Genomic DNA, 20,586 nt, shown 5'->3' with positions numbered 1-20,586 from the left:
TCCGGTCGATCCGTTTTATCGTCTGGCGACAGCCAGCATTCTTTGAACAAGAGATTGCGCAATGGATCGTCAGGACCTCCTTCTCGCGCCCACGACGTCGTCACAGACCCCCCACTTTGCCTGCGACGCCCGCTTCGTCGCCGATTACGGAACCTCCGTCATCAAGCTGCTGACTCCGGAGGCAGGGGAGAAAATTCTCGACGTCGGCTGTGGCGACGGGACGCTCTCGCGGTTAGTCCAGGCCGGTGGGGCCGAGGTGGTCGGCATCGACATCGACCCGGCGATGGTCGAAGCCTCGCGCCGGAACGGCATCGACGCCCGGTTGATGGACGGCCGGGCGTTGGAATTCCAAGATGCATTCGATGCCGCATTCTCGAATGCGGCCCTCCATTTCATGCGTCCTGTTCCAGCTGTGATAATGGCTGTTGCACGTGCGCTCAAGCCGGGCGGCCGATTCGCCGCCGAGCTCGGCAGTCATGGCAATATTGCCGCCATCACCACCGGCCTCGTCGCAGTGCTGGACCGCCGTGGCATCGACGGCGGCGCGCACATTCCGTGGGACTTCCTGACCGCCGAGGAATTTTGCGATTCCCTTGAGTCCGCCGGCTTTGTAATCGATGCCGTGCATACGTTCCATCGGCCGACGCCGATGCCGTCCGGCGCCACGGCATGGATCGAGAAGCTGGGACGTTGGTTCCTGGACGCCCTGCCGCTCGAAGAGCGTGAGTCGGCCTGCGAAGAAGCCGCGCGGCTCATGTCGCACACCATGAAAACGTCGCGCGGACACTGGATCGCTGACTATCATCACCTGCGCTTCAAGGCGCGGTTGGGAGCCAAATGATCGGAAACCGAGTGATGGGAGCGAAGTGACGAACGCCATCGACCCAGCAGACTTGGAAAAACGGCTCGCCAGTGCCGAGGCCACGGCCAAGCCGGGTTCGCCTGCGCGCCGCGACCGGCTCCCTTCTCTGCGCGCGTTGCGGACCTTCGAGGTGGTTGGGCGTCATCTCAACATGCAGGGTGCGGCCGATGCGCTCTGCATTACGGTATCGGCCGTCAGTCACCAGATCCGGCACCTTGAGGCGGAATTGCAGGTCGCCTTGTTCCGCCGCACCGGCCGCGGGCTGGAGCTGACGCGCGATGGCGAGGCGCTGTTGCCCGGATTGACGGCTGTCTTCGAGCAGCTCGAAAGCACGGTCGAGAAATTCAGGCGGCGCTCCGGTCCGCAGATCGTAACCATCAGCATGCCGGCCTCGTTCGCCATGCGGTGGCTCCTCGGGCGGCTGAGCCGGTTCTACGCCCTGTATCCCGATGTGGAGATTCGCGTGGCAACACACGTCGGACGCGAGGTTGAACGCAGCGCGACGGTCGACTGCTTCATTCACGTCGGCTCCAACGACTGGCCGGACCTGGAGGGTGAGCAGCTGTTCGCCGAGCATCTCGGCATCGCCTGCAGCCCCACCGTTCAGCGCCGTATCGAACAGGCCATCATCGCGCCCGCGGACATCCTGAAAAATCGCTTGCTGAAAGCCGACGACAGGCCGGACGACTGGCAGCTCTGGCTCAATGCGACCGGTCTCTCCCTGCAGAGGGAACAGCGGACGCTGTCCTTTTCCAGCCAGATTCTCGCCATCCAGGCAGCGATCGAGGGGCTGGGCGTGATCCTTACCGATCCGGTCGAGATCATGGACGAGCTACAGACGGGGCGGCTGGTGCAGCCGCTCGATTCAAGCCTCGCGGTGGCGACGCGGGGCTATTATTTCTACACGATGGCGGACGCCGAAAGTGCACAACCGGTCGCGATCCTGCGCGATTGGCTGCGTCTGGAACTTGCCTCGAAACCTTGAGGGCGCGCGCGAGGACGGTCAGAACACAAGAGAGCCCAGGCGTCGCTTCCATTCCCACACCTGAAGCTCGGCGAAGATGCCGGCGCCGGTGAAGGGATCACCCTGCGCGAAGGCGCGGGCTTGGGCGGGGGTGTCGCATTCGATCAGGAACATGCTGCCGCGGTCTTCACCCGTGTCAGGATCGCAATAGGGGCCGGCCGCAAGAATGCGGTCCTCGAACTGCCTGAGATAGTCGAGATGGGCGGCGCGCAAGCGCCCCCTCTCGCCGGAGCGGCCAGGTGCATCGATGCGGTGAACCACGAAGATCATGGCATAGCCTCAGCCTGAGGTCACGACCAGCGGCGCGCGCCGCGTCCTGGTCAGATGGAGCTGGACGACGTCCGGCCGCGCATAGTGCCCGATCGAATCGACCATCTCCTTCATATCGGTGATGGAATCGAAATCGAGCTCCGCGTAAAGCACGGTCTCGCCATCGTGTTCGGGCTTTGCCAGGACCTTTCCGCCCGGCGCGATGATCGCCGAGTAGCCACCCCCGGGCTGCAGCTTGCCGCTGGCGGATTCGCCGAACTGGTCGATGATCTCCTGCGTCAGGACGCCGGTGGTCGAGATGACGAAGCACTGGCCCTCGAACGCATAGTGGCGCACCGCTGCGTCGATGATGCCGTCGATCCACGGCATGCCACCCGGCCAGTTGGCGACGTGAATCTGCTCGCCCTGCGCCTGGACGGCGTAGCGGTACAGTGGATTGGAATGCTCGAAGCAGATCAGGGCGCCGAGCTTGCCGACCGAGGTCTCGTAGATATCCAGGTCGACACCGTCTCCGCGTCCCCAAGTCATGCGCTCGTGGTGGGTGGGGACAAGCTTGCGCCGGCAGCCTAGCACTTCGCCATTGGCGTCGATAATGAGCTGGCTGTTGTAAAGCGTGCCGCCGTCGCGCTCGTTGATGCCGATCACTGCCATGCACTTGGCTTTGCGCGCCGCCTCGCCCAGAAGCTTCACGGTGGGGCTATCGAGCGTCACGGCCTGGTCGAATAGCCGGCGGAAGAAGGTGCGCTTGTTGGTGAAAGGGTCCCGTACCAGGTTCCAATAGGGATAGCCGGGCAGGTAGGTCTCTGGAAAGACGATGAGCCGCGCGCCTGCCTTGCCAGCGTCGGCGATGGTTGCGCATGCCTTCTCGGTGCTGGCGTCGCGATCCAGGAAAACCGGCGCAAGCTGCGCGGCGGCGGCGATGAGCGATACGGTCATCTAGTTGGCTCCCGTCGGCTGGAATTCTTCGGCGAAGATCTGCTGTCGCGACATGCCCATATCGAGCAGCTTGCGGCGGGCGCCCTCGACCATCGCGGGAGGGCCGCACAGATAGGCCGTCGCCGTCGGTGGAGGGCTTATCAGATCGCTGGTGACAAGATCGACGGCCGTGCCGGTCGCATCCTGCCAATCATCGCCATGCGATATGGCGGCGACGAGGACGCGCAGCCCGGGGAAGATTGCCTTGAGCGCTTCAAGCTCGTTGCGATAGAAAAGATCGCGGTCGGTGTTCACGCCGAAGGCAATTACGACGGGGCCGTCAGTGTCCCGGCGCCTGGCCCGCTCGCGTAGCATCGACAGCATCGGAGCCAGTCCCGTGCCGCCGGCGATCATGATGCAGGTCCCGGTCTCCCGGCGGCGATAGAAGGTGCCGAACGGGCCGGTCATGGACAGCACGTCTCCTGCCTTCGCCGAAGCCGACAGATAGGTCGACATGGCGCCGTTCGGCAGCGCGCGAATGAGAAAACCGACCTCCTCCTGCTCCGGCGGCGTCATCATCGAGTAGGAGCGGATGGCATCGGTGCCGGGCACTCTGAGATTGACGTACTGACCCGGCAGAAACGCGAACATGCGGCCGCCCTGGCATTTGCCTACGACTTCGAACACGCTGTCAGAGACGCGCCTGATCGCAGTGATCACGAGTTTGCGCGAGCGCCGCGGCAGCTGTGAAATCCGCGTGTAGGGCAGGCTCAGCCTGATCACGTCCGAGACGGGTTTCGCCTGGCAGGGCAGGATCGCTCCTGCGGCGCGTTCCCCATCGTTGAGCGCGATCTCGTCTTCATCCTCATAGGCGATCTTGCCGCTCGCCATCTCGCACTTGCAGGTCTGGCAGGTGCCGCTCATGCAATCGGAAGCGAGGCGAACGCCGTTCTTCGCCGCGGCCTCCATCAATGACATGCTCCTGTCCGCGATGAAGCTGACGACCTCCCGATCGCTGAAGGTCAGCTCGACGGTGGTGACGGTCATTTCTGGACCTCGACGGTCCAGTGCAAGGCGAGAGCTTCCTTGATCGAGCCGAGCTCGCGGCCGGCTTCGATCAATTTCGCCTGGCGGCCTTCGTAGCGGATCACAGTCGCGGCAACGTCGGGCACCAACTTTCGCGGCACGGCGATGACGCCGTCCTCGTCGCCGACGATGAGGTCGCCGGGATTGACCTCTACCCCTCCACATTCGATGGTCTGGTCGCAGAACATGGTCTTCAGCCGGCCGAAGCCCCCCGCAGGGGTTACATTAGTGGCGAAAATGCCGAAGTCGGAACCGTCCGCTTGGGATGCCGAGCGGATCGCACCGTCACCGACGAAGCCAGCAATGCCCCGGCGGATCGCGACCGCGATCTCCGGCGCACCCCAAAGCGCGGCGTCGGTCTCGCCCTCTAGCTGAGCGACGATGATGCTGCCCGGCGCCGCGGTGTCGAGCAGCTTGATGCCCACGTTGTGCACAGCGCGCTCGGCGGTCGGCGCAGTCATGAGCGTGACCGCGGGGCCGACCAGGCGCCCGCCGGCGAAGCGGCGGACCTGATGGCTGATGAAGAGTTTTCTGCTCGTGATCGCGTCGATGGCGTCGGATAGCGCCGTCATCGACACACCCTTGAACAAGGCGATGGTTTGAGCGTCGTACATGGTCAGGCGTCGGCTTCCAGGCCTTCACGGCCTTCAAGGTTGAGGTTAGTCGGCAGTCCGTCGATACTTTCGAGGTTGTGATCGACCCAGTAGTCGACCATGCTCTCCCCCTGCGCCCGGGCCCATTGGTTGAGTGTGGTGCGCTCCTTTTTCAGCTCGTACTCCGGAATGCCGAAGCCGCAGGATGTCTGGAGTGAAGCGATGTCTGCGACAAAGATCTGACGCACGCCAGGAAGCTTCGGGAACAGCGCATAAAGCTCGTCCCACGATGCATCACCGGGCTGAACGATCTCTGCGGTCCCATAAAGTCTCAAGATCATCGGCTGCTTGCCGAAGCTCATAAACATGAATGTGATGCGGCCGTTCTCGCAGACGTGTGCCGCCGTCTCGTTGCCACTTCCCGTTACATCGAGATAAGCGATGCGGGTTGGACTGAGCACACGAAAGGTATCCATACCCTTCGGCGACACGTTCACGCGCCCATTCAACGGAGCGGTGGCGACCAAGAACATCTTTTGCTTATCGATGAACTCGGAAAAGGTCTGATCAATCTTGTCGTAGAACCGGGACATTAGCCTCTCCGGATTGAGATGATCGAGGCCCCCTCAAGTAACAATAAGATCGACGGCCGGGTGCACGACAAATTGCGAAGGAAGCCTGTCAAAAATCTCAAGTCTCGCCAGGCGTCCCGGGCGTTAGGCAATCCGCTGTCGCACCCCATGGATCTCGCCGCTTATTTAGGCGGGGCTGGCGATTTGAAGGGCACCAAATGCGGGCTCAAAGCTTTCGCACTTCTGACTTGAGATTTTTGGCATTGGGCATGCGGAAGTTTGCGGTCATCGTCGCTGGCAACGACAAGCCGGACCAGAGGGATATCTACCGATGCAGATGACGAAATCCGCCTGTCTGGGAGCGCTGCTGATAGCGCTGGCGACGCCGGCATTCGCCGCCGATGCCGAGCCGATCCCCCTCGGCGTGGTCCAGGTTCTGAGCGGCCCTCAGTCAAAATACGGCGCAAATGCGAACAAGGGCATCGAGCTTGCCGCCGAAGAGATCAACAAGGCCGGCGGCATCAATGGCCGTCCGGTCAAGCTGTTCACGGAAGACACTGCAGGCAGCAAGGACCAGGCGATCAATGCGGTCCGCAAGGTCATCGGCCAGAACAAGGCCGTGGTCGTGATCGGGCCGACGCTGAGCACTGAGGTGTTCGCCGCCACGCCGATCGCCAACCAGCGCGGCATACCCTCCATCGCCTTGACCGCCACCGCGCCGGGGATCGCCTCGATCGGCGACTATTCCTTCCGTGCCTCGCTACCGGAAGAGCGGTTGATCCCGGCCAGCCTTAAGCGTGCGAAGAAGCACTACGATATCAAGCGCGCGGCGATCCTGTTCGCCAATGATGATTCCAACATGAAGAGCTCGGCGGAGATCTTCAAGAAGGAAGCTGCCGCCAACGGTATCGAGATCGTCGCGGTCGAGGCTTTCAGCTCCAAAGATTCCGATTTCTCGGCACAGCTCACCAAGTTTGCCGGCCTCAATGTCGATGCCGTGCTGGTCGGGGCCTATCCGGATGCCGGTGCATCGATCCTGACGCAAGCGCGCCGCCTTGGCCTGTCCAAGGTCCGCTTCATCGGCGGGAATGGCTTCAATTCGCCAAAGATCATCGAACTCGCCGGCCCCGCCGCCGAGGGCACGATTGTGAGCGGCCCGTGGTCGATCGCCAAGGACGACGATGCGAACAAGAAATTCATCGCTGCCTATCAGGCCAAGTACGGCGAGGTGCCCGACCAGTTCGGCGCGCAAGGCTATGACGGTATGAACATCGTGGCCCAGGCCCTGAAGGACGCCGGCGGCAAGGTCGACCCGGACTCGATCCGCAACGCCCTGCAGAAGGTCGATTTCAAGGGCGTCATGGGCCCGTTCCGCTTCGACCGCAACCGCGAGGCTGCGCTCTCAGACGGGGTCGTGACCTTCGAGGTCGCGAACGGAACGTTCAAGATCGTGCAGTAGAGCGAACTTGGAGACCGCCGGTGAAGGTGTGACGATGCTAACGCAACAACTGCTCAACGGGCTGGTCCTTGGGACCATCTATTGCTTGTTCTCGATCGGGTTCAACCTGATCTTCGGCGTGCTCCACGTGATCAACCTCGTCTATGGCGTCTATTTCGCCATGGGGGCCTATGTCGCGCTGGTGCTCGCCACCACTTTCGGATTGCCGTTCATCGCGGTGGTGCCGGCGGTGGTCTGCGTGGTGGGCCTGATCGCGGCCCTGATCGATTGGGCGGTGCTCATGCCGCTCAAGGGCCGGGAGGGGCGCTATCTCGCCTCGCTCATCATCACCATGGGCGCGGCGCTGTTCCTATATTCCCTTCTGGGCCACGCCTTCGGGGTCGAGGCCCGCCGCTTCCCAGTCGATTTCGGGCCGAGCGCGCTGTATCGCTTTGGCGGGGTGTCCATCACCGGCGTGCAGATCGCCATTCTGGCCATCGCGCCGCTGCTCATCGGCGTGCTGGCTTATTTCCTAAAGTTCTCACGGTGGGGCATCGCAATCCGTGCAGCGGCCGACAATGAGCGCGCCTCGCTCATCGTCGGCATCAATCCCATGCTGATCACACTCGGCGTCTCGTTTCTCGCCGCAGCACTCTCGGCCACTGCAGGCATGCTGATCGGACTGAACTTCAATGCAGTCCAACCTTACATGGGCGAGTTCATGATGCTGCGGGGTTTTGCCATCGTCATCATCGGCGGTCTCGGGAGCCTGCCGGGAGCGGCAATCGCCGGGCTTGCGCTCGGAATTATGGAAATCCTCACCTCAGCCTACGGGTCCTCGCTTTACCGGGAGGTCCTGACCTTCGCCCTGCTGCTGCTGACGCTCTGGATCTTCCCCAATGGACTGGTGAAACAAGTCAATGCGAGGCGCCCATGAGCTTTGAAGAACTCTGGTGGACCTATGAAAGTCTGGTCCTGTCGATAGGGATCAACTCCCTGCTGGCGCTGTCGGTCTATCTCGTCCTGGCGACGGGCCAGCTCTTTCTCGCGCAGGGCGCGTTCATGGCGATCGGCGCCTATACCAGCGCGATGCTGAGCCTGAACTGCGGGCTCTCCCTGCCGGTGACGCTTGTCATGGCCATGACCGTGTCGGGGTTGACTGCCTTCGCCGTCTGCTGGCCAATGCTGCGGCTGTCGGGCGTCTATCTCGGCATCGCCACGATTGCGTTCGGTGAAGTGCTGCGCGCCATCATCATCAATTCAGAGCCGCTGGGGGGTGCACTTGGCCTGAACGGGATCCCGACCTCGGCCTCGCCGGTGTTCATCTATGGCTGTGTTCTGGTCTGCATCGCAGGCTGCTTCGCCGCGGTTCGCTCCAAGGTCGGGCGGGCGATGGAGGCGATCCGGTCCGACGAGACAGCAGCCCAGGTCCTCGGCATTAACGTCTTCCGCTACAAGATGGCGATCGTCGTGGTCGCGGCGATGATCGCAAGCGCAGCCGGCGTGCTGAATGCGCATTCCCACTCGTCCATCAGCCCGGAGGATTTCAGCTTCGAGGCGACGGTTACAATCCTGAGCTTCGCCATCATGGGCGGCGTCTCGTCGCCCGTCGGAGCCGTGCTCGGTGCTGCGATCCTGACCAGCCTGCCGGAGGCGCTGCGGGGCCTCGCCGACTATCGCTCCCTCATCAACGGTCTGATCATCGTCCTGGTTGTTGCCTTCCGGCCTGAGGGCCTGGTGTCTTGGCGCATTCCGAAGGCCCGCCGCCATGCTTGAGGTCAAGAACATTTGCGTAAGGTTCGGCGGTCTGATGGCTCTGAAGGAGGCATCCTTTCAGGTCCGGCCGGGTACCATCCACGCCCTGATCGGCCCGAACGGCGCCGGCAAGACGACCATGTTCAACGTCATCTCCGGGGTGCAGCGGCCCGACGCCGGCTATATCCTCGTCGGCGACTTCGACATCACCGGGCTGCCCCTCCATCGGCGCGCCTCATGCGGCATGGCGCGGACCTTTCAGAATATCCGCCTCTTTGCCGGAATGAACGTCATCGAGAACGTGATGTGCGGCATGCACCCTGCGCTTGGCGCCAATCCCTTGCTGTCAATCCTCGGCATCGGCAAGGGCCGCGCTGAGGAGCGCCGCTGCCATCAAAGGAGCCTTGAGATCCTAACGCACGTCGGGCTCGCGGACGTCGCCTACAGCCCGGTCACGGCCCTGTCCTACGGCCACCAGCGTCGCGTGGAGATCGCACGCGCGCTGGCATCCGACCCGACTCTGCTGCTGCTCGACGAACCCGCCGCGGGCATGAACCCGACCGAGACGCGTGACCTGGCCAGGCTCCTCATCGCGCTGCGCCAGCGCGGGCTGACCGTGGTCGTGGTCGAGCACGACCTGCATTTCGTCATGAAACTCAGCGACCGGATCACCGTGCTCAATTTCGGCGAGGTGCTGGCCGATGGCGCGCCGCTTGCCGTGCGGAATGACCCGCGCGTCATCGACGCCTATCTCGGCTCCTCCGCCGCCAGCATGAGAGAAAGCGCATGAGCGCGGCGCTGCTGATTGCAGATCTGGTCCTCGCCTACGGCGGCGTCACCGCGGTCAAGGGCATCTCCCTTGAGGTCCCGGCAGGCAGGACGGTCTGCCTCGTCGGGGCGAACGGCGCCGGCAAGACCAGCGTGATGCGCGCCATCTCCGGCCTCGTCAAAGCCAAGACAGGCAGCATCCGCTATTTCGGCGAGGAGCTGACCGGCCGCCATCCGGCCGGCATGGCCGGGCGGGGCATCGCCCATGTCCCGGAGGGCCGCGAAACCTTCCAGCGGCTCACCGTCGAGGAGAGCCTGCGCATGGGCGGCTTCCGGCTCCCGGGGGTGGAGTTCGCGCGTCGGTGCGACGCCATGTATGAGACGTTTCCGCGCCTCAGGGAGCGGCGCACCCAAGTGGCCGGGCTGCTGTCCGGCGGTGAACAGCAGATGCTGGCCATGGCCCGGGCGCTGATCTCCAGTCCGAAGCTGCTGCTGCTTGACGAGCCGAGCATGGGCCTTGCCCCGAACATCGTTGACGAGGTGTTCAAGGTCATCACCGATCTGCGCAAGACCGACACGACCGTGCTGCTCGTCGAGCAGAACGCGCTGCGGGCGTTGGAGCTCGCCGACTACGCCTATGTGATGGAGACAGGATCGATCGTGATGGAAGGCGAGGGCCGGCTGCTGGCGGACGATCCGAGGATCACGACCGCCTATCTCGGCGGAGAAGGAGACTATCTGTGATGGCCAGAACCGCGCTCGTCACCGGCGCCACCCGCGGCATCGGCGCCGCCATCGCCCGCAATCTGACCACATCGGGGCTCGAGGTTGTCGGCATCGCCCGCAATACGCCAGCGCGGTTCGACGGCGCCTTCTACAAATGCGACCTCCACGATCCCGCGCATCGCGCCGCGACCTTCGCCACAATCGCCGACCGGCACGGCATCGACATCGTCATCAACAACGTCGGCGCCGCGCGCATCGAGCCGACTGGATCGATCACCAAGGACGCACTGAACGAGATGTGGAGCGTCAATGTCGAGGCGACCATCGAGGCCATCCAGGCCTTCCTGCCGCGGATGAAGCAGCAAGCCTGGGGCCGCATTGTCAATATCGCGAGCGGCGCCATTCTCGGCAAGCCGGGGCGCGGGGGCTATTCTGCTACAAAGGCCGCGCTGATTGGCCTGTCGCGCACCATGGCGATTGATCTGGCCGCATTCGGCATCACCGTCAATATCGTGAGCCCAGGCCAGATCCGCACAGAGCTGTTCCTGCTTAACAACCCGCTTGATGATCCCAGGACCAAGGCCAATCTCGCCGGTATTCCCTCAAAGCGCGTGGGAGAGCCGGACGAAGTCGCATCCGCCGTGGCCTTCTTTGCCTCCGAGGCAGCAAGCTACGTGACGGGGCAGCTTCTTTATGTTTGCGGTGGGCTTACCGTCGGAAAAATGCCGAATTGAACTGTTCATCGAAGCCAAGAATGGACCGCGCTGCGCGGGAGCCATGTTGCCGCCGCCGGTGGGGGAAGCCGCGCCGCGGGATCGGTCGGGGCGCGATGCGTCGTGGCCGTCGTTCGAGTCCTGACCTGAGCCCCTGAACCTCCTCGAGTTTTTGATATGGTCCGTCGACACGGAGATTTCGTTATCATCGAACCGGACATGGCAATCCTGAAGGATGTTGCGCTGATCAAGGATTATGGTCCAGCAAGCGTTTTGCCCGTCTATGGAGAAAACGCACGGAGCAAGTAAGCTAATATATGCCGGTCCCGTGATTGATGTCATAGAATTTAGTCGGAGGGGGCGGGCAGTCTCGCAGGTGTACTGTGTCGACATCCCCGGCGCTACCGCCAATGCGCCTGCCTCGGGCCTGCCCTCGTGATTACGAGCGGCGGCAGTTGAGGAACATATAGGCGAAACTCTTATCTGTCTTCCCGAAAGCGGACCGGAGTCAGGTCTGCTCTGCGTCAGTTTCGGCCTCGGGTATTCATCGGCGAGATGTCCGCTTCTCGTTTGAAGTATTCAATAGCGGACAGTCCGCTCCCGGCCCCGGAGCCGCCTGTCAGCAAAGCGCCCCCATTTCAGCCATTGACCGGGTAACGGCCCTGGCTCGAAAGCGGACATTCACGAGGTGGAACAAGTCGGCCCCTTTGCGCCATCAGCGGACCATCGGGCGAAACCACTCGAATGGCCGCTTGGAGCCCGACAGCTGCCGTTGAGATAAAATGGTCGGTCCGCCGGCCACAACCTCCTGATGTCATACCCTATTAAGGGAACAAGCGCCCCGCCGTGAAGCGCTGGCCGGATCAGCTACCGCGATCCTCGCTCGCATGCATCGATGAAGCTTACGCGCACGCCACGGTGGCGGCCTCGCGCCCAGGAGCTCCGATTGCGCGAATCTCCAGTTCAAACAATAATTTTGCGAACAACTACCGAATGGCGTGTGGTTGCATCGCTACTGCAACAGGACGCCGCTTGACTAGGGGGTGTCTATTGAACGACCTAACAGGGCAGGATGCCGGGAAGTGGGACGAATGGCGGTCGCTGAGCGAGGACGGGCACCTCGATCGCCGCAAGGTCGTCGAGATCGTCGCGGCCTTTCGGGCGATGGCCGGACCCGATACCGAACGGACCAAGGGAAAGCTCCTTGAGCATCTCCAAGGCCGCGCTCGGAGATACCTGCGCCAACGTGTCCGACGCGATCTCGTGGATGGCGGCTCGGAGATCATCGAGGAGGTCATCGGGAAGCTCAACGAGGCCCTGCTGGATCCCACCTCGAAGGATGGGGTGGGGTTTGAGAAAGGCTTCTACAAGAAGCTGAGGGAACGGCTCACTGACCGTCTGCGCCCGTCGCTTCGCGAGAAAGAATGGGTCGAGCAGTTTCCCGTCGAGGATGACGAAACCGGCCGCACCTTCGACCCGGCCGACAGCACGCGGCTCAATCCGGAGCAGTTGGCGATCGCCGCCGACATCCTGGAGCGGTTGGACCCACTTCATCGGAAAGCGTTCGCCCTTCACGTCAACGGATTCAAGTATACTTCGTCCGATCCGGACGAGAGCATCGCCGTGTTGCTCGGCAAAAGCCCTCAAACGATCAAGACGTGGGTCGATCGGATAAGGGCGGAGATTTTCGAATTGTTGGGAGCAAGCAAATGACAACCTCTTCCGAGGAGCTCGACGAGGTGATCTTCCAATTTCACCAGGCTGTCGACGTAGTCACGCCGAAAGTCCTGAAGGAGTGGACCAACCGCTATCCCCAATACGCGAACGAGATCCGCAGCCATGCGGTCGAGATCGCCGACATGGAATTGCTGGCCTCCCTCCGCCCGCAGGCCGCCGTCGAGGCAGCGCCTAGGCCGATGCCCACCCTGAGGGCGGTCGCGCAGGGCGCCGGGTTGTCGTTGCGAGACCTCGCGGATGCGATGAACGTTCCGCGGTCGATCGTCTCGGACATCAACGCCGGCCGGATCGAACCGGCAAGCATTCCAAGGCGCTTCGCCCGCGTCGGCGCGGAGAAGCTTGGCCTGGTGGCTCGGTGGATCCTGGACGTCGCCAGGGCCTCCAGCGAGCCGCCGGCCGTTGCCGCCTTCAAGGCTAAGATCGGCCCGAGCGAGGGTCGGAAGCGCAGCTGGCAAGAGGCGATCGAAGCCTCCGAGATGACCGACGAGGCGAGAGCCTTCTGGCTCAACGATGACGAGGAGTAGGGCATGGACGTCTGGCGCGATGTTCGTCTCAAGGCGCGCCAGCGGCACGCGGAGGCCAGGGACAAGGCATCGTCCGACGCGGCGGCTGAGTTGGTGGCGCAGGGTCTGAAACAGGCCGGATTGCAGACCGACAACTTCGAACCGGGGACGGTATACGGCGTCGGCGTCCTCGGGGCGCTGGAAAGGAACGACGGCTTCGTTCGGCTGGCCGCCAATCTCGATGGCCGCCAACGCGCCGTCGTGGCGGCTCACGAACTCGGTCATTTCGTCCTTCACGACGAAACCGCCTTCATGATCCGATCGACCGAGGCAGGGTTCGGCGGTCAGCCGATCGAGACGGGAAGCGACCGTGTTGTCGCCTACTCCCCCCGCGAGCGGCAGGAAGTCCAAGCGGACATCTTCGCGCAGGAGTTCCTGCTGCCCGCGGACAAGCTTCGCAAGTGGCTTTTCGAGGGAAGGGAGCGCCCCTCGTCCATCGCGAAGGACCTCGGCTTGCCCGTCGAGTTTGTTCGGATGCAGGCCATCCGGGCGTTGCTCCTGCCTCCGCTGATGCCACCGAAGGAGGGCGAGGACGGGCCGGCCGTCGCGTTCGATCTCGACCCCGAGCAACGCGAGGCGGCCGAATGGGACGAGCGTCCCCTGATCCTCGACGCGGGTCCGGGGACGGGCAAGACGCGGACCCTGATCTCGCGGATCAAGCACTTGCTCGCCCGAAGCGAGCCACCGTCGTCGATCCTCGCGCTCACGTTCTCGAACAAGGCCGCGGCCGAGATGATCGAGAGGGTGGAGAGGGTGGATGCCGTCGCCGCGCCCCTGATCTGGGTCGGGACCTTCCACGCCTACGGTCTTGAACTGCTTCGGCTGCACTGCCACGCCGCAGGCCTGCCTGCCGATTTCAAGGTCCTCGACGAATCCGGACAGTTGGCGCTGCTGGAAAGCGTGCTCGGCGAGCTTCGGCTCGACCATTTCCAGAACCTGTGGGACCCGACGCTCGAACTTCGCCCGATCCTGCGCGCGATCTCCCGGGCCAAGGACGAGATGATCTCCGACCATGACTACCTTGCGGCCGCACGCGCCGCGCTCGCCGCCGCGACGACCGCCCAGGACATCGAGCGGGCTGAGAAGGCCGTGGAGGTCGGCGAGGTCTACGAGATCTACCAACGCACCTTGGCGGCAGATGGCAGTGTCGATTTCGGCGACCTCGTCTATCGCTCGGTCCTGCTGCTGCGAGAGAGGCCCGACGTCCGCGCCACCGTCATGGCCAAGCATCGCCATGTGCTGGTGGACGAGTATCAGGACGTCAACTTCGCCAGCACCGAGCTGCTCGACCAGATCACCGAGAGTGGCAAGCGTCTCTGGGTCGTCGCCGACCCTCGGCAGTCGATCTATCGCTTTCGCGGCGCCGCCCCCCAGAATGCGATGGGGTTCACCGACCGATACACCGGGGCCCAGCGCCGGCAGCTTAAGACCAATTACCGATCATGCGAGACGGTGGTTCGGGCCTTCGCACGCTTCGGTGCGGAGATGGCGGCGGCCCCGAAGCCGGCGGCGACCTGGAGGGCGAAGCGTGGAAGGGTCGGCTTCGTCGATCTCCTCCATGCGCCCGACCTGGCCTCAGAGGCCGCGGCGATACGCGATCAGATCGAGCGGCTGAAGGGCGATGGCATCGGTTACGAGGATCAGGCAATCCTCGCCACGACCCATCTGTGCCTGGCCCGGTTCGGCCGGGCGCTTCAGGACCTCGGCGTTCCGGTCCTCTATCTCGGCGACCTTTTCGAGCGACCGGAGATCCGCGACCTGCTCTCGCTGGTCTCGCTGGGTAGCGATCGAGGCGGCGTCGGGCTGGTCCGCGTCGCCGGGTTCCCCCAATACGGCGTGTCGAGGTCCGAAGCCGTGATGTTGCTGCGGCATGCGCGGGAGACGGGTCAGGAGGTCATCGCGGCCTGCGCGAAAGCGGACGAGGTCCCAGGCCTTGGCGAAGCGAGCGCCGAGGCGTTGAAGCTCCTGGCGCGGCACCTCGACGGCATAGAGTGGAAGACCAGCGCCTGGCACCTGCTCAGCCACTACCTCCTCGAATCCAGCGACTACCTCCGTCCCTTACTGGAAGTCGGCGACGTCCGCTCCCAGCAGCGCCTCGTCGCCATCTACCAGTTGCTCAAGTTCTGCCGCGAGCACTACGACGCCAACCGGTCCGTCGCGGGTCGACGCAAGCTGCTTGACGATATCCGCAGGCTGGAGAGGCTTGACGACGACCGGCAATTCCGGATCGTGCCGCCCGAGGCCAGCGGCATTCCCGCTGTCCGCATGATGACGGTGCACGCCTCGAAAGGCCTGGAGTTCCGCGCCGTTCACCTCCCGCAGGTCGCGACGCGCACGGTGCCGGGGCCCAAACGCCCGCAGCGCTGCCCCGCACCGGTCGGGATGGAACGGTTGGAAATATCGAAGGACGAGCACGACGCCGAGACGGAATGCCTCTTCTTCGTCGCCTTGTCGCGAGCCCGCGACGTGATGTCGGTTAGCAGCGCGACGCGCTACACGGAGAGCCAGACCTGCAACCCTTCCAAATTCCTGGAGCGGATGCCCGGAGTGCTGCCAGCAACTCGAACCGTGGCGACCGCCGCAGGGAGCAAGCGGTCCGAGCCGATGTGTCCCACGGTCCCGCAGCAAATCCATCAGAGTCGGCATTTAGATACCTACATGAAGTGCCCGGCCCGGTATCGCTACGAGGTGCTCGATGGCCTTCGCGGCGGCGCGGAGGACAGCGCTTATCTCCGGTTCCATGGCTGTGTCAGGCAAACCGTCCGATGGATCTTCGAGGAACGTCGGAATGGCCGGACCGTGACCGCCGCCGCCGCGATCGACCAGCTGGAGGCGATCTGGGCCGAACACGGACCCAAGCATGGTTTCGAGCCGCTCTACCGCGCCGAGGCGAGACGGATGGTGGAAGGCACGGTGTCGGCTTCGGTAGAGGGTGAGGACGCGGGCACGGAATGGACTGCCGCATTGGGCGGCAAGACGATCACGTTGCGGCCGGACCGCGTTCTGGAAACGGCCTCCGGCGTCGTGGCGCAGCGGCTGAAGACCGGTCGCAAGTCCAAGTCCGAGGAGGAGAAGGCCGAGTGGGCCTTGATGGGCGTCGCCGCCGCGCAGGCGTTCCCAGGCCGCAGGATCGACCTTGAAGCCTTTTATCCGGCCAAGGCCGGCAGGGTGCCGATCGTCCCGACGAAGGGCGGGAAGGCTGTCTCGGACTATACAGACGCCATCGCGGGCATAGAGAAAGGCGACTTCACTCCCTCGCCGGGAAGGGAATGCCCGACCTGCCAATACTACTTCGTCTGCACATCGGAGGATTCTTTTTAGGGCGATTACCGAATCCGCCCACCTCGCCTCGCTACTCGAATGGAAGGGTCGGCATCCCCCGCCCAGACATCGATACGAGGTCGTCATGAACTACTCCACGCACCCCCCTTCGCCCCACTTCGAGATCCTGATCGGCAACGCCGAGCTCGACTTCCGCCGCATCGCGATCCCCGATCCGATCGTGACCGGGCGCCAGATCCTGGAGGCGGCCGGCGCCCGGCCCGTCGACGAGCACCTGGCAATCGCCCTGCTTCCGGACGGCGCGCTGGAGACCCTGCGCCAGGAAGAGCTGTTCGATCTCCGCGTCAAGGGAGCCGAGAAGGTCCTGGTCTTCCGGACCGATCGCTCCTTCCGCTTCAAGATTGACGATCGCGAGGGCGAATGGGGTCCCAACCTGATCAGCGGGTTGGTCCTCAAGAAGATCGCCGGCGTCGATCCCCGCACCCACGACGTCTATCAGGAGATCCGGGGCGGCGAGGATCTCCTCATCCGCGACGGCGACCTGGTCGACCTGTCGAAGGCGGGCGTCGAGAAGTTCTTCACCGCGATCGCGCAGACGACCGAGGGCCTCTCGATCGTGTTGCCCCCTCGCGACCTCGCCTATCTCGACGGTCGCGGCATCGCCTACGAGGACGGCAGCCAGCCGGGCCAGGCGGGCGTGGTGCTGAAGGGCATCGCGCTGCCGGACGGCAAGTTCGACGCCGCCTCCGCCGATATCCTGGTGGTTCTGCCGCCGGGATATCCGGACTGCCCGCCCGACATGTTCTACTGCCTGCCGTGGCTCAAGCTGCGGGGCGCGAACAGGTATCCGCGCGCGGCCGATCAGCAGCACGTCTTCCGCGGTCAGACCTGGCAGCGCTGGTCGCGGCACAATAACACGTGGCGACCCGGGATCGACGGCATCCACACGATGGTCAAGCGCATCGAGCGCGCCCTCGCGGAGGCGGCCTGACATGATCGACATGATCCTCATCGAGGCGCACGCAGCCGAGCTTCGCGCGCTTCTCTCCTCGGCCAACGGCGCCGAGGCCGCGGGCTACGTTCTCTTCGGCGTGGCCGACATCGCGTCGGACCCCTGGACCGGCCTACGCAGGCGACGGCTGGTCTCCCATGAGGTGATTCCGGTGCCTGACGAGGATCGCGTCTCCGCCTCCGGCGTTCACGTCACCTGGTCCACGCGGTCCTTCGTCCGGCTCCTCAAGAAGGCTGAGGAGCGCGGCCTGGTCCTGGGCATCGCCCACACCCATCCCGGAAGCACGGCCTTTTTCTCGGATCAGGACGACCGCAACGAGAAGGACCTCCTCAGGATCGTCTCGAACCGCTCCGGCGACGGGCACGGCTTCGCCAGCGTCGTCCTGGGCGGCGACGGTTCGGTCTGCGCGCGGCATTGGACGAGCCCCAACCGCTCCGAGGCGTGCGAGCGGGTCCTGGTCTCGGGGCGCGAGCTCATCCTTCACGGCGTCGGGGCGATGCCGGTCGAGGAGATGCTGGATCGTCAGGCCCGCCTGTTCGGCCCGGCCTTCAACCCGCTCGTTCGTAGCCTGCGCGTCGGAATCGTAGGATGCGGCGGCACCGGAAGCCCGACCGCCATGTTGCTGGCGCGGCTCGGGATCGGCCATCTCCTCCTGGTCGACGACGACACGATCGAGCTGACGAACCTCAATCGCGTCCACGGCTCGCGTCTCGACGACGTCAGGGCGAAGGCGTCGAAGGTCGATGTCCTGGCCCGCGAGATCCGCGGGGCCGAGATCGGGGTGCAGGTCGCCACCTTCCGTGGGTGGGTCGGCGATGCGGACGTGCGCGATGCCATGCGCTCATGCGACGTGATCTTCGGCTGCACGGACGATCACGATGGCCGGCTCTTCCTCAACAGGCTGGCGTATTACTACGGCATTCCGGTCATCGACATGGGCGTCCGGATCATCCCGAAGAGCAAGGACCGGCCCTACGAGATGGCCGGCCGTGTGACCGTGGTGGCGCCTGGGACGCCCTGCCTGCTCTGCCGCGGACTGATCGATCCCGTGCGAGCGCGCGACGAAGCCCTGCGCCGCACCGACCCCGACGAGTTCGAGCGCCGGAAGGCGGAGGCCTACGTCTCCGGAGGCGGCGACCCCGCCCCGGTCGTCGTGACCTTCACCACGGAAACGGCCTGCATGGCCGTCAATGAATTGCTCCAAGCCCTGACCGCTTTCCGCGGCGATGGGGGCATGAAGCCCGAACGCCGCCGCCGCTTCGACGCAATCGAGGAGCGAACCACGACCTGCTCGCCTCGGCAGGAATGCGAGCAGTGCGCGACCCCGAGGATTTGGGGCCGGGCCGACGTCACGCCCTTCCTGCACAGGATCGGCTAGCAATGGTGAAGAGGTTCATTGCGAGGACATTACGGCGCTTCGGCTTCATCGAGTTCGATTTCTTGGCGAGCCGGGCACGGTCATATCCGTCCGAACCCGAGCTCAGGCCCGGTGAGATCGTGCACGTGGTCGACGGCGGAATCGAGAAATGGGCTTGCCTGAAATGCCCCGGCGGGTGCGGAGCGACGATCCCGCTTTCGCTGAGCCAGAAGCGTCGACCGCGGTGGGAGATCGCCCTTGACTGGTTCGGCCGACCGACCGTCAGGCCCTCCGTCCATCAACAGAACGACTGCGGGTGCCATTTCTGGATCAGGCACGGCCGCATCGAGTGGTGCAAGGATGGCAGGCCGAGATCCTAGCGCATGCCGCCGCGATCGGCGGCGGCATGGTCGGCTGTAGGAATGCCAACGTCATGATGGCATCCTGAAACCATGCCGATGAAGGAGACTTCAACGAATAGGGCACGATATGCTGATGTTATGGCCGCCGCTTCCGGGGCCGCTTCGCTTCCCGAGCGGATATTCGAATAGCTAGGGCGGAAGGTCCGCAACGGGTCAGAACTTCGCGCTGGGCGGTGTGCGGTTCATATCCCCTGGATCAATGGTAAGAATGCTGCCACGCTGACAAAGGGAACCAACGTGTCGAGCTTCCGCTTCCTGCACGCGGCAGACATCCATCTGGATAGCCCACTGCATGGTCTTTCGCGCTACGACGGGCTTCCGGTCGAGGATATCCGCTTGGCCACCCGGGCCTCATTCGACAATCTCGTCCAGTGCGCCATCGACGAGGCCGTCGACTTCGTCATCATCGCAGGTGACCTGTTCGACGGCGACTGGCGTGACATGGGGACGGGCCTCTATTTCGCCCGGGCCATGGGCCGACTCGATCAAGCTGGCATTCCGGTCTTCATCCTCGCGGGCAATCATGATGCCGCTTCCATCATCTCCCGCACGGTGCCATGGCCGCCGAACGTCCGGCAGTTCGGCCCCCGGCGCCCTGAGACACACCGCTTGGCGCACCTGGACGTAGCTGTGCATGGCCAGAGCTTCTCAACCCCAGCCGTCACCGAGAACCTCGTCCTCGCTTATCCGCCGTCGGAGAGCCACAGCTTCAATATTGGCGTCCTCCACACCGCCCTCGCCGGCCGGCAAGGACATGCCGATTATGCCCCCTGCAGTGTGGAGGATCTCCGTGCAAAAGGGTACGATTACTGGGCGCTCGGCCACGTCCATGAGTTCGAGATCGTCAGCACCGATCCCTATGTCGTCTTTCCCGGCAACGTGCAGGGACGGACTATTCGTGAGACCGGCGCAAAGGGCGCGGTGATCGTAACCGTTTTGGACGGTGAGGTCTCGGCGGTGGATCGCGTTGACGTCGACGTCATCCGCTGGGCCCGTCTTGAGGTGGATTGCTCGGGTGCGCAGCTTGAGGAGATCCAGGACCGGATCCGAGCCGCGCTCGGCCGCCTCCACGGTGCCAATGGCTCCGGCCGCCCGATTGTCGTCCGCGTCAGCCTGACGGGAGAGCTGACCAATGCTGGTGCCCTTCACGACCGAACGGCCGAACTGCGCGACGAGGTTCGGGCCATAGCCGGCTCAATCTCCGCGGATCTCTATGTCGAGAAGGTGAAGGTGCTGGTGACCACGCCAGCCGCTGCTGGAGGACTCGTCTTGGGCGAGGATTTGGGTGCCCTGATCGAAGAGGGTGCCTCCGATCCTGACCTCGCGAAGGCGATCGAGGCCGACCTCGAGCGCTTCATGCTCGCCGCCAACACGGCGCTCGGTGACGCTGAAGACAGCGAGTTGAGGCTCTCGGCGTCGCACGGAGACTGGTCGACGGTCCTGCGCACGGCGTCCCTCGCCCTGCGCTCACGCCTGACGCGGGAGGCGTGA

The 20,586-nt window shown here is 64.0% G+C and carries 21 protein-coding genes; 16 read left to right on the top strand and 5 right to left on the bottom strand.

What is annotated here, in order from left to right; genetic code table 11:
- The first annotated feature begins 61 nt into the window (after nucleotides 1-61).
- Together ACE3QW_RS02785 and ACE3QW_RS02780 are read left to right on the top strand one after the other, a co-directional pair.
- The gene (locus ACE3QW_RS02785) at nucleotides 62-841 is read left to right on the top strand and encodes a class I SAM-dependent methyltransferase (protein WP_374250343.1); all 780 of its coding nucleotides are present in this window, start codon (nucleotides 62-64) and stop codon (nucleotides 839-841) included.
- A gap of 25 nt (nucleotides 842-866) precedes the next feature.
- Nucleotides 867-1,847, top strand: coding sequence for a LysR substrate-binding domain-containing protein (locus ACE3QW_RS02780; RefSeq protein ID WP_374250342.1), 981 nt, complete (start codon nucleotides 867-869; stop codon nucleotides 1,845-1,847).
- A gap of 18 nt (nucleotides 1,848-1,865) precedes the next feature.
- On the opposite strand, the gene ACE3QW_RS02775 is transcribed toward ACE3QW_RS02780, so the two are convergent.
- The 5 genes from ACE3QW_RS02775 to ACE3QW_RS02755 are packed head-to-tail and all read right to left on the bottom strand — an operon-like array spanning nucleotide 1,866 to nucleotide 5,343.
- Nucleotides 1,866-2,156, bottom strand: coding sequence for a YciI family protein (locus ACE3QW_RS02775; protein ID WP_374250341.1), 291 nt, complete (start codon nucleotides 2,154-2,156; stop codon nucleotides 1,866-1,868).
- A gap of 9 nt (nucleotides 2,157-2,165) precedes the next feature.
- A complete protein-coding gene (locus tag ACE3QW_RS02770) occupies nucleotides 2,166-3,092 on the bottom strand; it encodes a carbon-nitrogen hydrolase family protein (RefSeq protein ID WP_374250340.1) in 927 nt (308 codons plus the stop codon).
- Nucleotides 3,093-4,118 (bottom strand): FAD-binding oxidoreductase, encoded by a 1,026-nt coding sequence (locus ACE3QW_RS02765; protein ID WP_374250339.1) that lies wholly within the window; start codon nucleotides 4,116-4,118, stop codon nucleotides 3,093-3,095.
- Complete coding sequence (locus ACE3QW_RS02760) at nucleotides 4,115-4,771, bottom strand: RraA family protein (protein WP_374250338.1); 657 nt, start codon at nucleotides 4,769-4,771, stop codon at nucleotides 4,115-4,117. The genes ACE3QW_RS02765 and ACE3QW_RS02760 overlap by 4 nt, the downstream gene beginning before the upstream one ends.
- Before the next feature lie 2 nt (nucleotides 4,772-4,773).
- Nucleotides 4,774-5,343: a pyridoxamine 5'-phosphate oxidase family protein gene (locus tag ACE3QW_RS02755; RefSeq protein WP_374250337.1), complete on the bottom strand. Its 570-nt coding sequence runs from the start codon at nucleotides 5,341-5,343 to the stop codon at nucleotides 4,774-4,776.
- 18 nt (nucleotides 5,344-5,361) lie between these two features.
- Between ACE3QW_RS02755 and ACE3QW_RS02750 the strand changes: the two genes are divergently transcribed.
- The 14 genes from ACE3QW_RS02750 (at nucleotide 5,362) to ACE3QW_RS02685 (ending at nucleotide 20,586) form a co-directional block, all read left to right on the top strand.
- Nucleotides 5,362-5,574 (top strand): hypothetical protein, encoded by a 213-nt coding sequence (locus ACE3QW_RS02750; protein WP_374250336.1) that lies wholly within the window; start codon nucleotides 5,362-5,364, stop codon nucleotides 5,572-5,574.
- 79 nt (nucleotides 5,575-5,653) lie between these two features.
- A complete protein-coding gene (locus tag ACE3QW_RS02745; RefSeq protein WP_374250335.1) occupies nucleotides 5,654-6,781 on the top strand; it encodes an ABC transporter substrate-binding protein in 1,128 nt (375 codons plus the stop codon).
- 7 nt (nucleotides 6,782-6,788) lie between these two features.
- Entirely contained in the window at nucleotides 6,789-7,697 is a 909-nt protein-coding gene (locus tag ACE3QW_RS02740) for a branched-chain amino acid ABC transporter permease (RefSeq protein WP_374250334.1), read from the top strand.
- On the top strand, nucleotides 7,694-8,536 hold the full coding sequence (locus ACE3QW_RS02735; protein WP_374250333.1) for a branched-chain amino acid ABC transporter permease: 843 nt from the start codon (nucleotides 7,694-7,696) through the stop codon (nucleotides 8,534-8,536). The genes ACE3QW_RS02740 and ACE3QW_RS02735 overlap by 4 nt, the downstream gene beginning before the upstream one ends.
- Nucleotides 8,529-9,305 (top strand): ABC transporter ATP-binding protein, encoded by a 777-nt coding sequence (locus tag ACE3QW_RS02730; RefSeq protein WP_374250332.1) that lies wholly within the window; start codon nucleotides 8,529-8,531, stop codon nucleotides 9,303-9,305. Before ACE3QW_RS02735 ends, ACE3QW_RS02730 begins: the two co-directional genes overlap by 8 nt.
- Nucleotides 9,302-10,027 carry an ABC transporter ATP-binding protein gene (locus tag ACE3QW_RS02725; protein WP_374250331.1) on the top strand — a complete coding sequence of 242 codons (726 nt, stop codon included), beginning with the start codon at nucleotides 9,302-9,304 and terminating at the stop codon, nucleotides 10,025-10,027. Before ACE3QW_RS02730 ends, ACE3QW_RS02725 begins: the two co-directional genes overlap by 4 nt.
- Complete coding sequence (locus ACE3QW_RS02720) at nucleotides 10,027-10,743, top strand: SDR family oxidoreductase (RefSeq protein WP_374250330.1); 717 nt, start codon at nucleotides 10,027-10,029, stop codon at nucleotides 10,741-10,743. The genes ACE3QW_RS02725 and ACE3QW_RS02720 overlap by 1 nt, the downstream gene beginning before the upstream one ends.
- Before the next feature lie 1,029 nt (nucleotides 10,744-11,772).
- Nucleotides 11,773-12,435, top strand: coding sequence for a hypothetical protein (locus ACE3QW_RS02715; protein ID WP_374250329.1), 663 nt, complete (start codon nucleotides 11,773-11,775; stop codon nucleotides 12,433-12,435).
- Nucleotides 12,432-12,983 (top strand): hypothetical protein, encoded by a 552-nt coding sequence (locus tag ACE3QW_RS02710; protein ID WP_374250328.1) that lies wholly within the window; start codon nucleotides 12,432-12,434, stop codon nucleotides 12,981-12,983. The genes ACE3QW_RS02715 and ACE3QW_RS02710 overlap by 4 nt, the downstream gene beginning before the upstream one ends.
- 3 nt (nucleotides 12,984-12,986) lie before the next feature.
- Nucleotides 12,987-16,343 (top strand): UvrD-helicase domain-containing protein, encoded by a 3,357-nt coding sequence (locus ACE3QW_RS02705; protein ID WP_374250327.1) that lies wholly within the window; start codon nucleotides 12,987-12,989, stop codon nucleotides 16,341-16,343.
- 85 nt (nucleotides 16,344-16,428) lie between these two features.
- The gene (locus ACE3QW_RS02700) at nucleotides 16,429-17,295 is read left to right on the top strand and encodes a multiubiquitin domain-containing protein (protein WP_374250326.1); all 867 of its coding nucleotides are present in this window, start codon (nucleotides 16,429-16,431) and stop codon (nucleotides 17,293-17,295) included.
- A gap of 1 nt (nucleotide 17,296) precedes the next feature.
- The gene (locus tag ACE3QW_RS02695; protein ID WP_374250325.1) at nucleotides 17,297-18,694 is read left to right on the top strand and encodes a ThiF family adenylyltransferase; all 1,398 of its coding nucleotides are present in this window, start codon (nucleotides 17,297-17,299) and stop codon (nucleotides 18,692-18,694) included.
- Nucleotides 18,622-19,053, top strand: coding sequence for a DUF6527 family protein (locus ACE3QW_RS02690; RefSeq protein WP_374250324.1), 432 nt, complete (start codon nucleotides 18,622-18,624; stop codon nucleotides 19,051-19,053). Before ACE3QW_RS02695 ends, ACE3QW_RS02690 begins: the two co-directional genes overlap by 73 nt.
- A gap of 279 nt (nucleotides 19,054-19,332) precedes the next feature.
- Nucleotides 19,333-20,586 carry an exonuclease SbcCD subunit D gene (locus ACE3QW_RS02685; protein ID WP_374250323.1) on the top strand — a complete coding sequence of 418 codons (1,254 nt, stop codon included), beginning with the start codon at nucleotides 19,333-19,335 and terminating at the stop codon, nucleotides 20,584-20,586.

Source organism: Xanthobacter sp., from assembly GCF_041911315.1.
Classification (GTDB): Bacteria; Pseudomonadota; Alphaproteobacteria; order Rhizobiales; family Xanthobacteraceae; genus Xanthobacter; species Xanthobacter aminoxidans.
The sequence above is the reverse complement of the archived record's forward strand: the minus strand, read 5'-3'. Positions and strand labels throughout refer to the sequence as shown.

Coding starts and splice junctions, on each gene's coding strand:
- ACE3QW_RS02695 (WP_374250325.1), top strand. CDS start 17,297: ATGATCGACATGATCCTCATCGAGGCGCACGCAGCCGAGCTTCGCGCG.
- ACE3QW_RS02690 (WP_374250324.1), top strand. CDS start 18,622: ATGCGAGCAGTGCGCGACCCCGAGGATTTGGGGCCGGGCCGACGTCAC.
- ACE3QW_RS02730 (WP_374250332.1), top strand. CDS start 8,529: ATGCTTGAGGTCAAGAACATTTGCGTAAGGTTCGGCGGTCTGATGGCT.
- ACE3QW_RS02745 (WP_374250335.1), top strand. CDS start 5,654: ATGCAGATGACGAAATCCGCCTGTCTGGGAGCGCTGCTGATAGCGCTG.
- ACE3QW_RS02775 (WP_374250341.1), bottom strand. CDS start 2,156: ATGATCTTCGTGGTTCACCGCATCGATGCACCTGGCCGCTCCGGCGAG.
- ACE3QW_RS02750 (WP_374250336.1), top strand. CDS start 5,362: ATGATCGAGGCCCCCTCAAGTAACAATAAGATCGACGGCCGGGTGCAC.
- ACE3QW_RS02720 (WP_374250330.1), top strand. CDS start 10,027: ATGGCCAGAACCGCGCTCGTCACCGGCGCCACCCGCGGCATCGGCGCC.
- ACE3QW_RS02735 (WP_374250333.1), top strand. CDS start 7,694: ATGAGCTTTGAAGAACTCTGGTGGACCTATGAAAGTCTGGTCCTGTCG.
- ACE3QW_RS02705 (WP_374250327.1), top strand. CDS start 12,987: ATGGACGTCTGGCGCGATGTTCGTCTCAAGGCGCGCCAGCGGCACGCG.
- ACE3QW_RS02765 (WP_374250339.1), bottom strand. CDS start 4,118: ATGACCGTCACCACCGTCGAGCTGACCTTCAGCGATCGGGAGGTCGTC.
- ACE3QW_RS02710 (WP_374250328.1), top strand. CDS start 12,432: ATGACAACCTCTTCCGAGGAGCTCGACGAGGTGATCTTCCAATTTCAC.
- ACE3QW_RS02785 (WP_374250343.1), top strand. CDS start 62: ATGGATCGTCAGGACCTCCTTCTCGCGCCCACGACGTCGTCACAGACC.
- ACE3QW_RS02700 (WP_374250326.1), top strand. CDS start 16,429: ATGAACTACTCCACGCACCCCCCTTCGCCCCACTTCGAGATCCTGATC.
- ACE3QW_RS02760 (WP_374250338.1), bottom strand. CDS start 4,771: ATGTACGACGCTCAAACCATCGCCTTGTTCAAGGGTGTGTCGATGACG.
- ACE3QW_RS02755 (WP_374250337.1), bottom strand. CDS start 5,343: ATGTCCCGGTTCTACGACAAGATTGATCAGACCTTTTCCGAGTTCATC.
- ACE3QW_RS02770 (WP_374250340.1), bottom strand. CDS start 3,092: ATGACCGTATCGCTCATCGCCGCCGCCGCGCAGCTTGCGCCGGTTTTC.
- ACE3QW_RS02725 (WP_374250331.1), top strand. CDS start 9,302: ATGAGCGCGGCGCTGCTGATTGCAGATCTGGTCCTCGCCTACGGCGGC.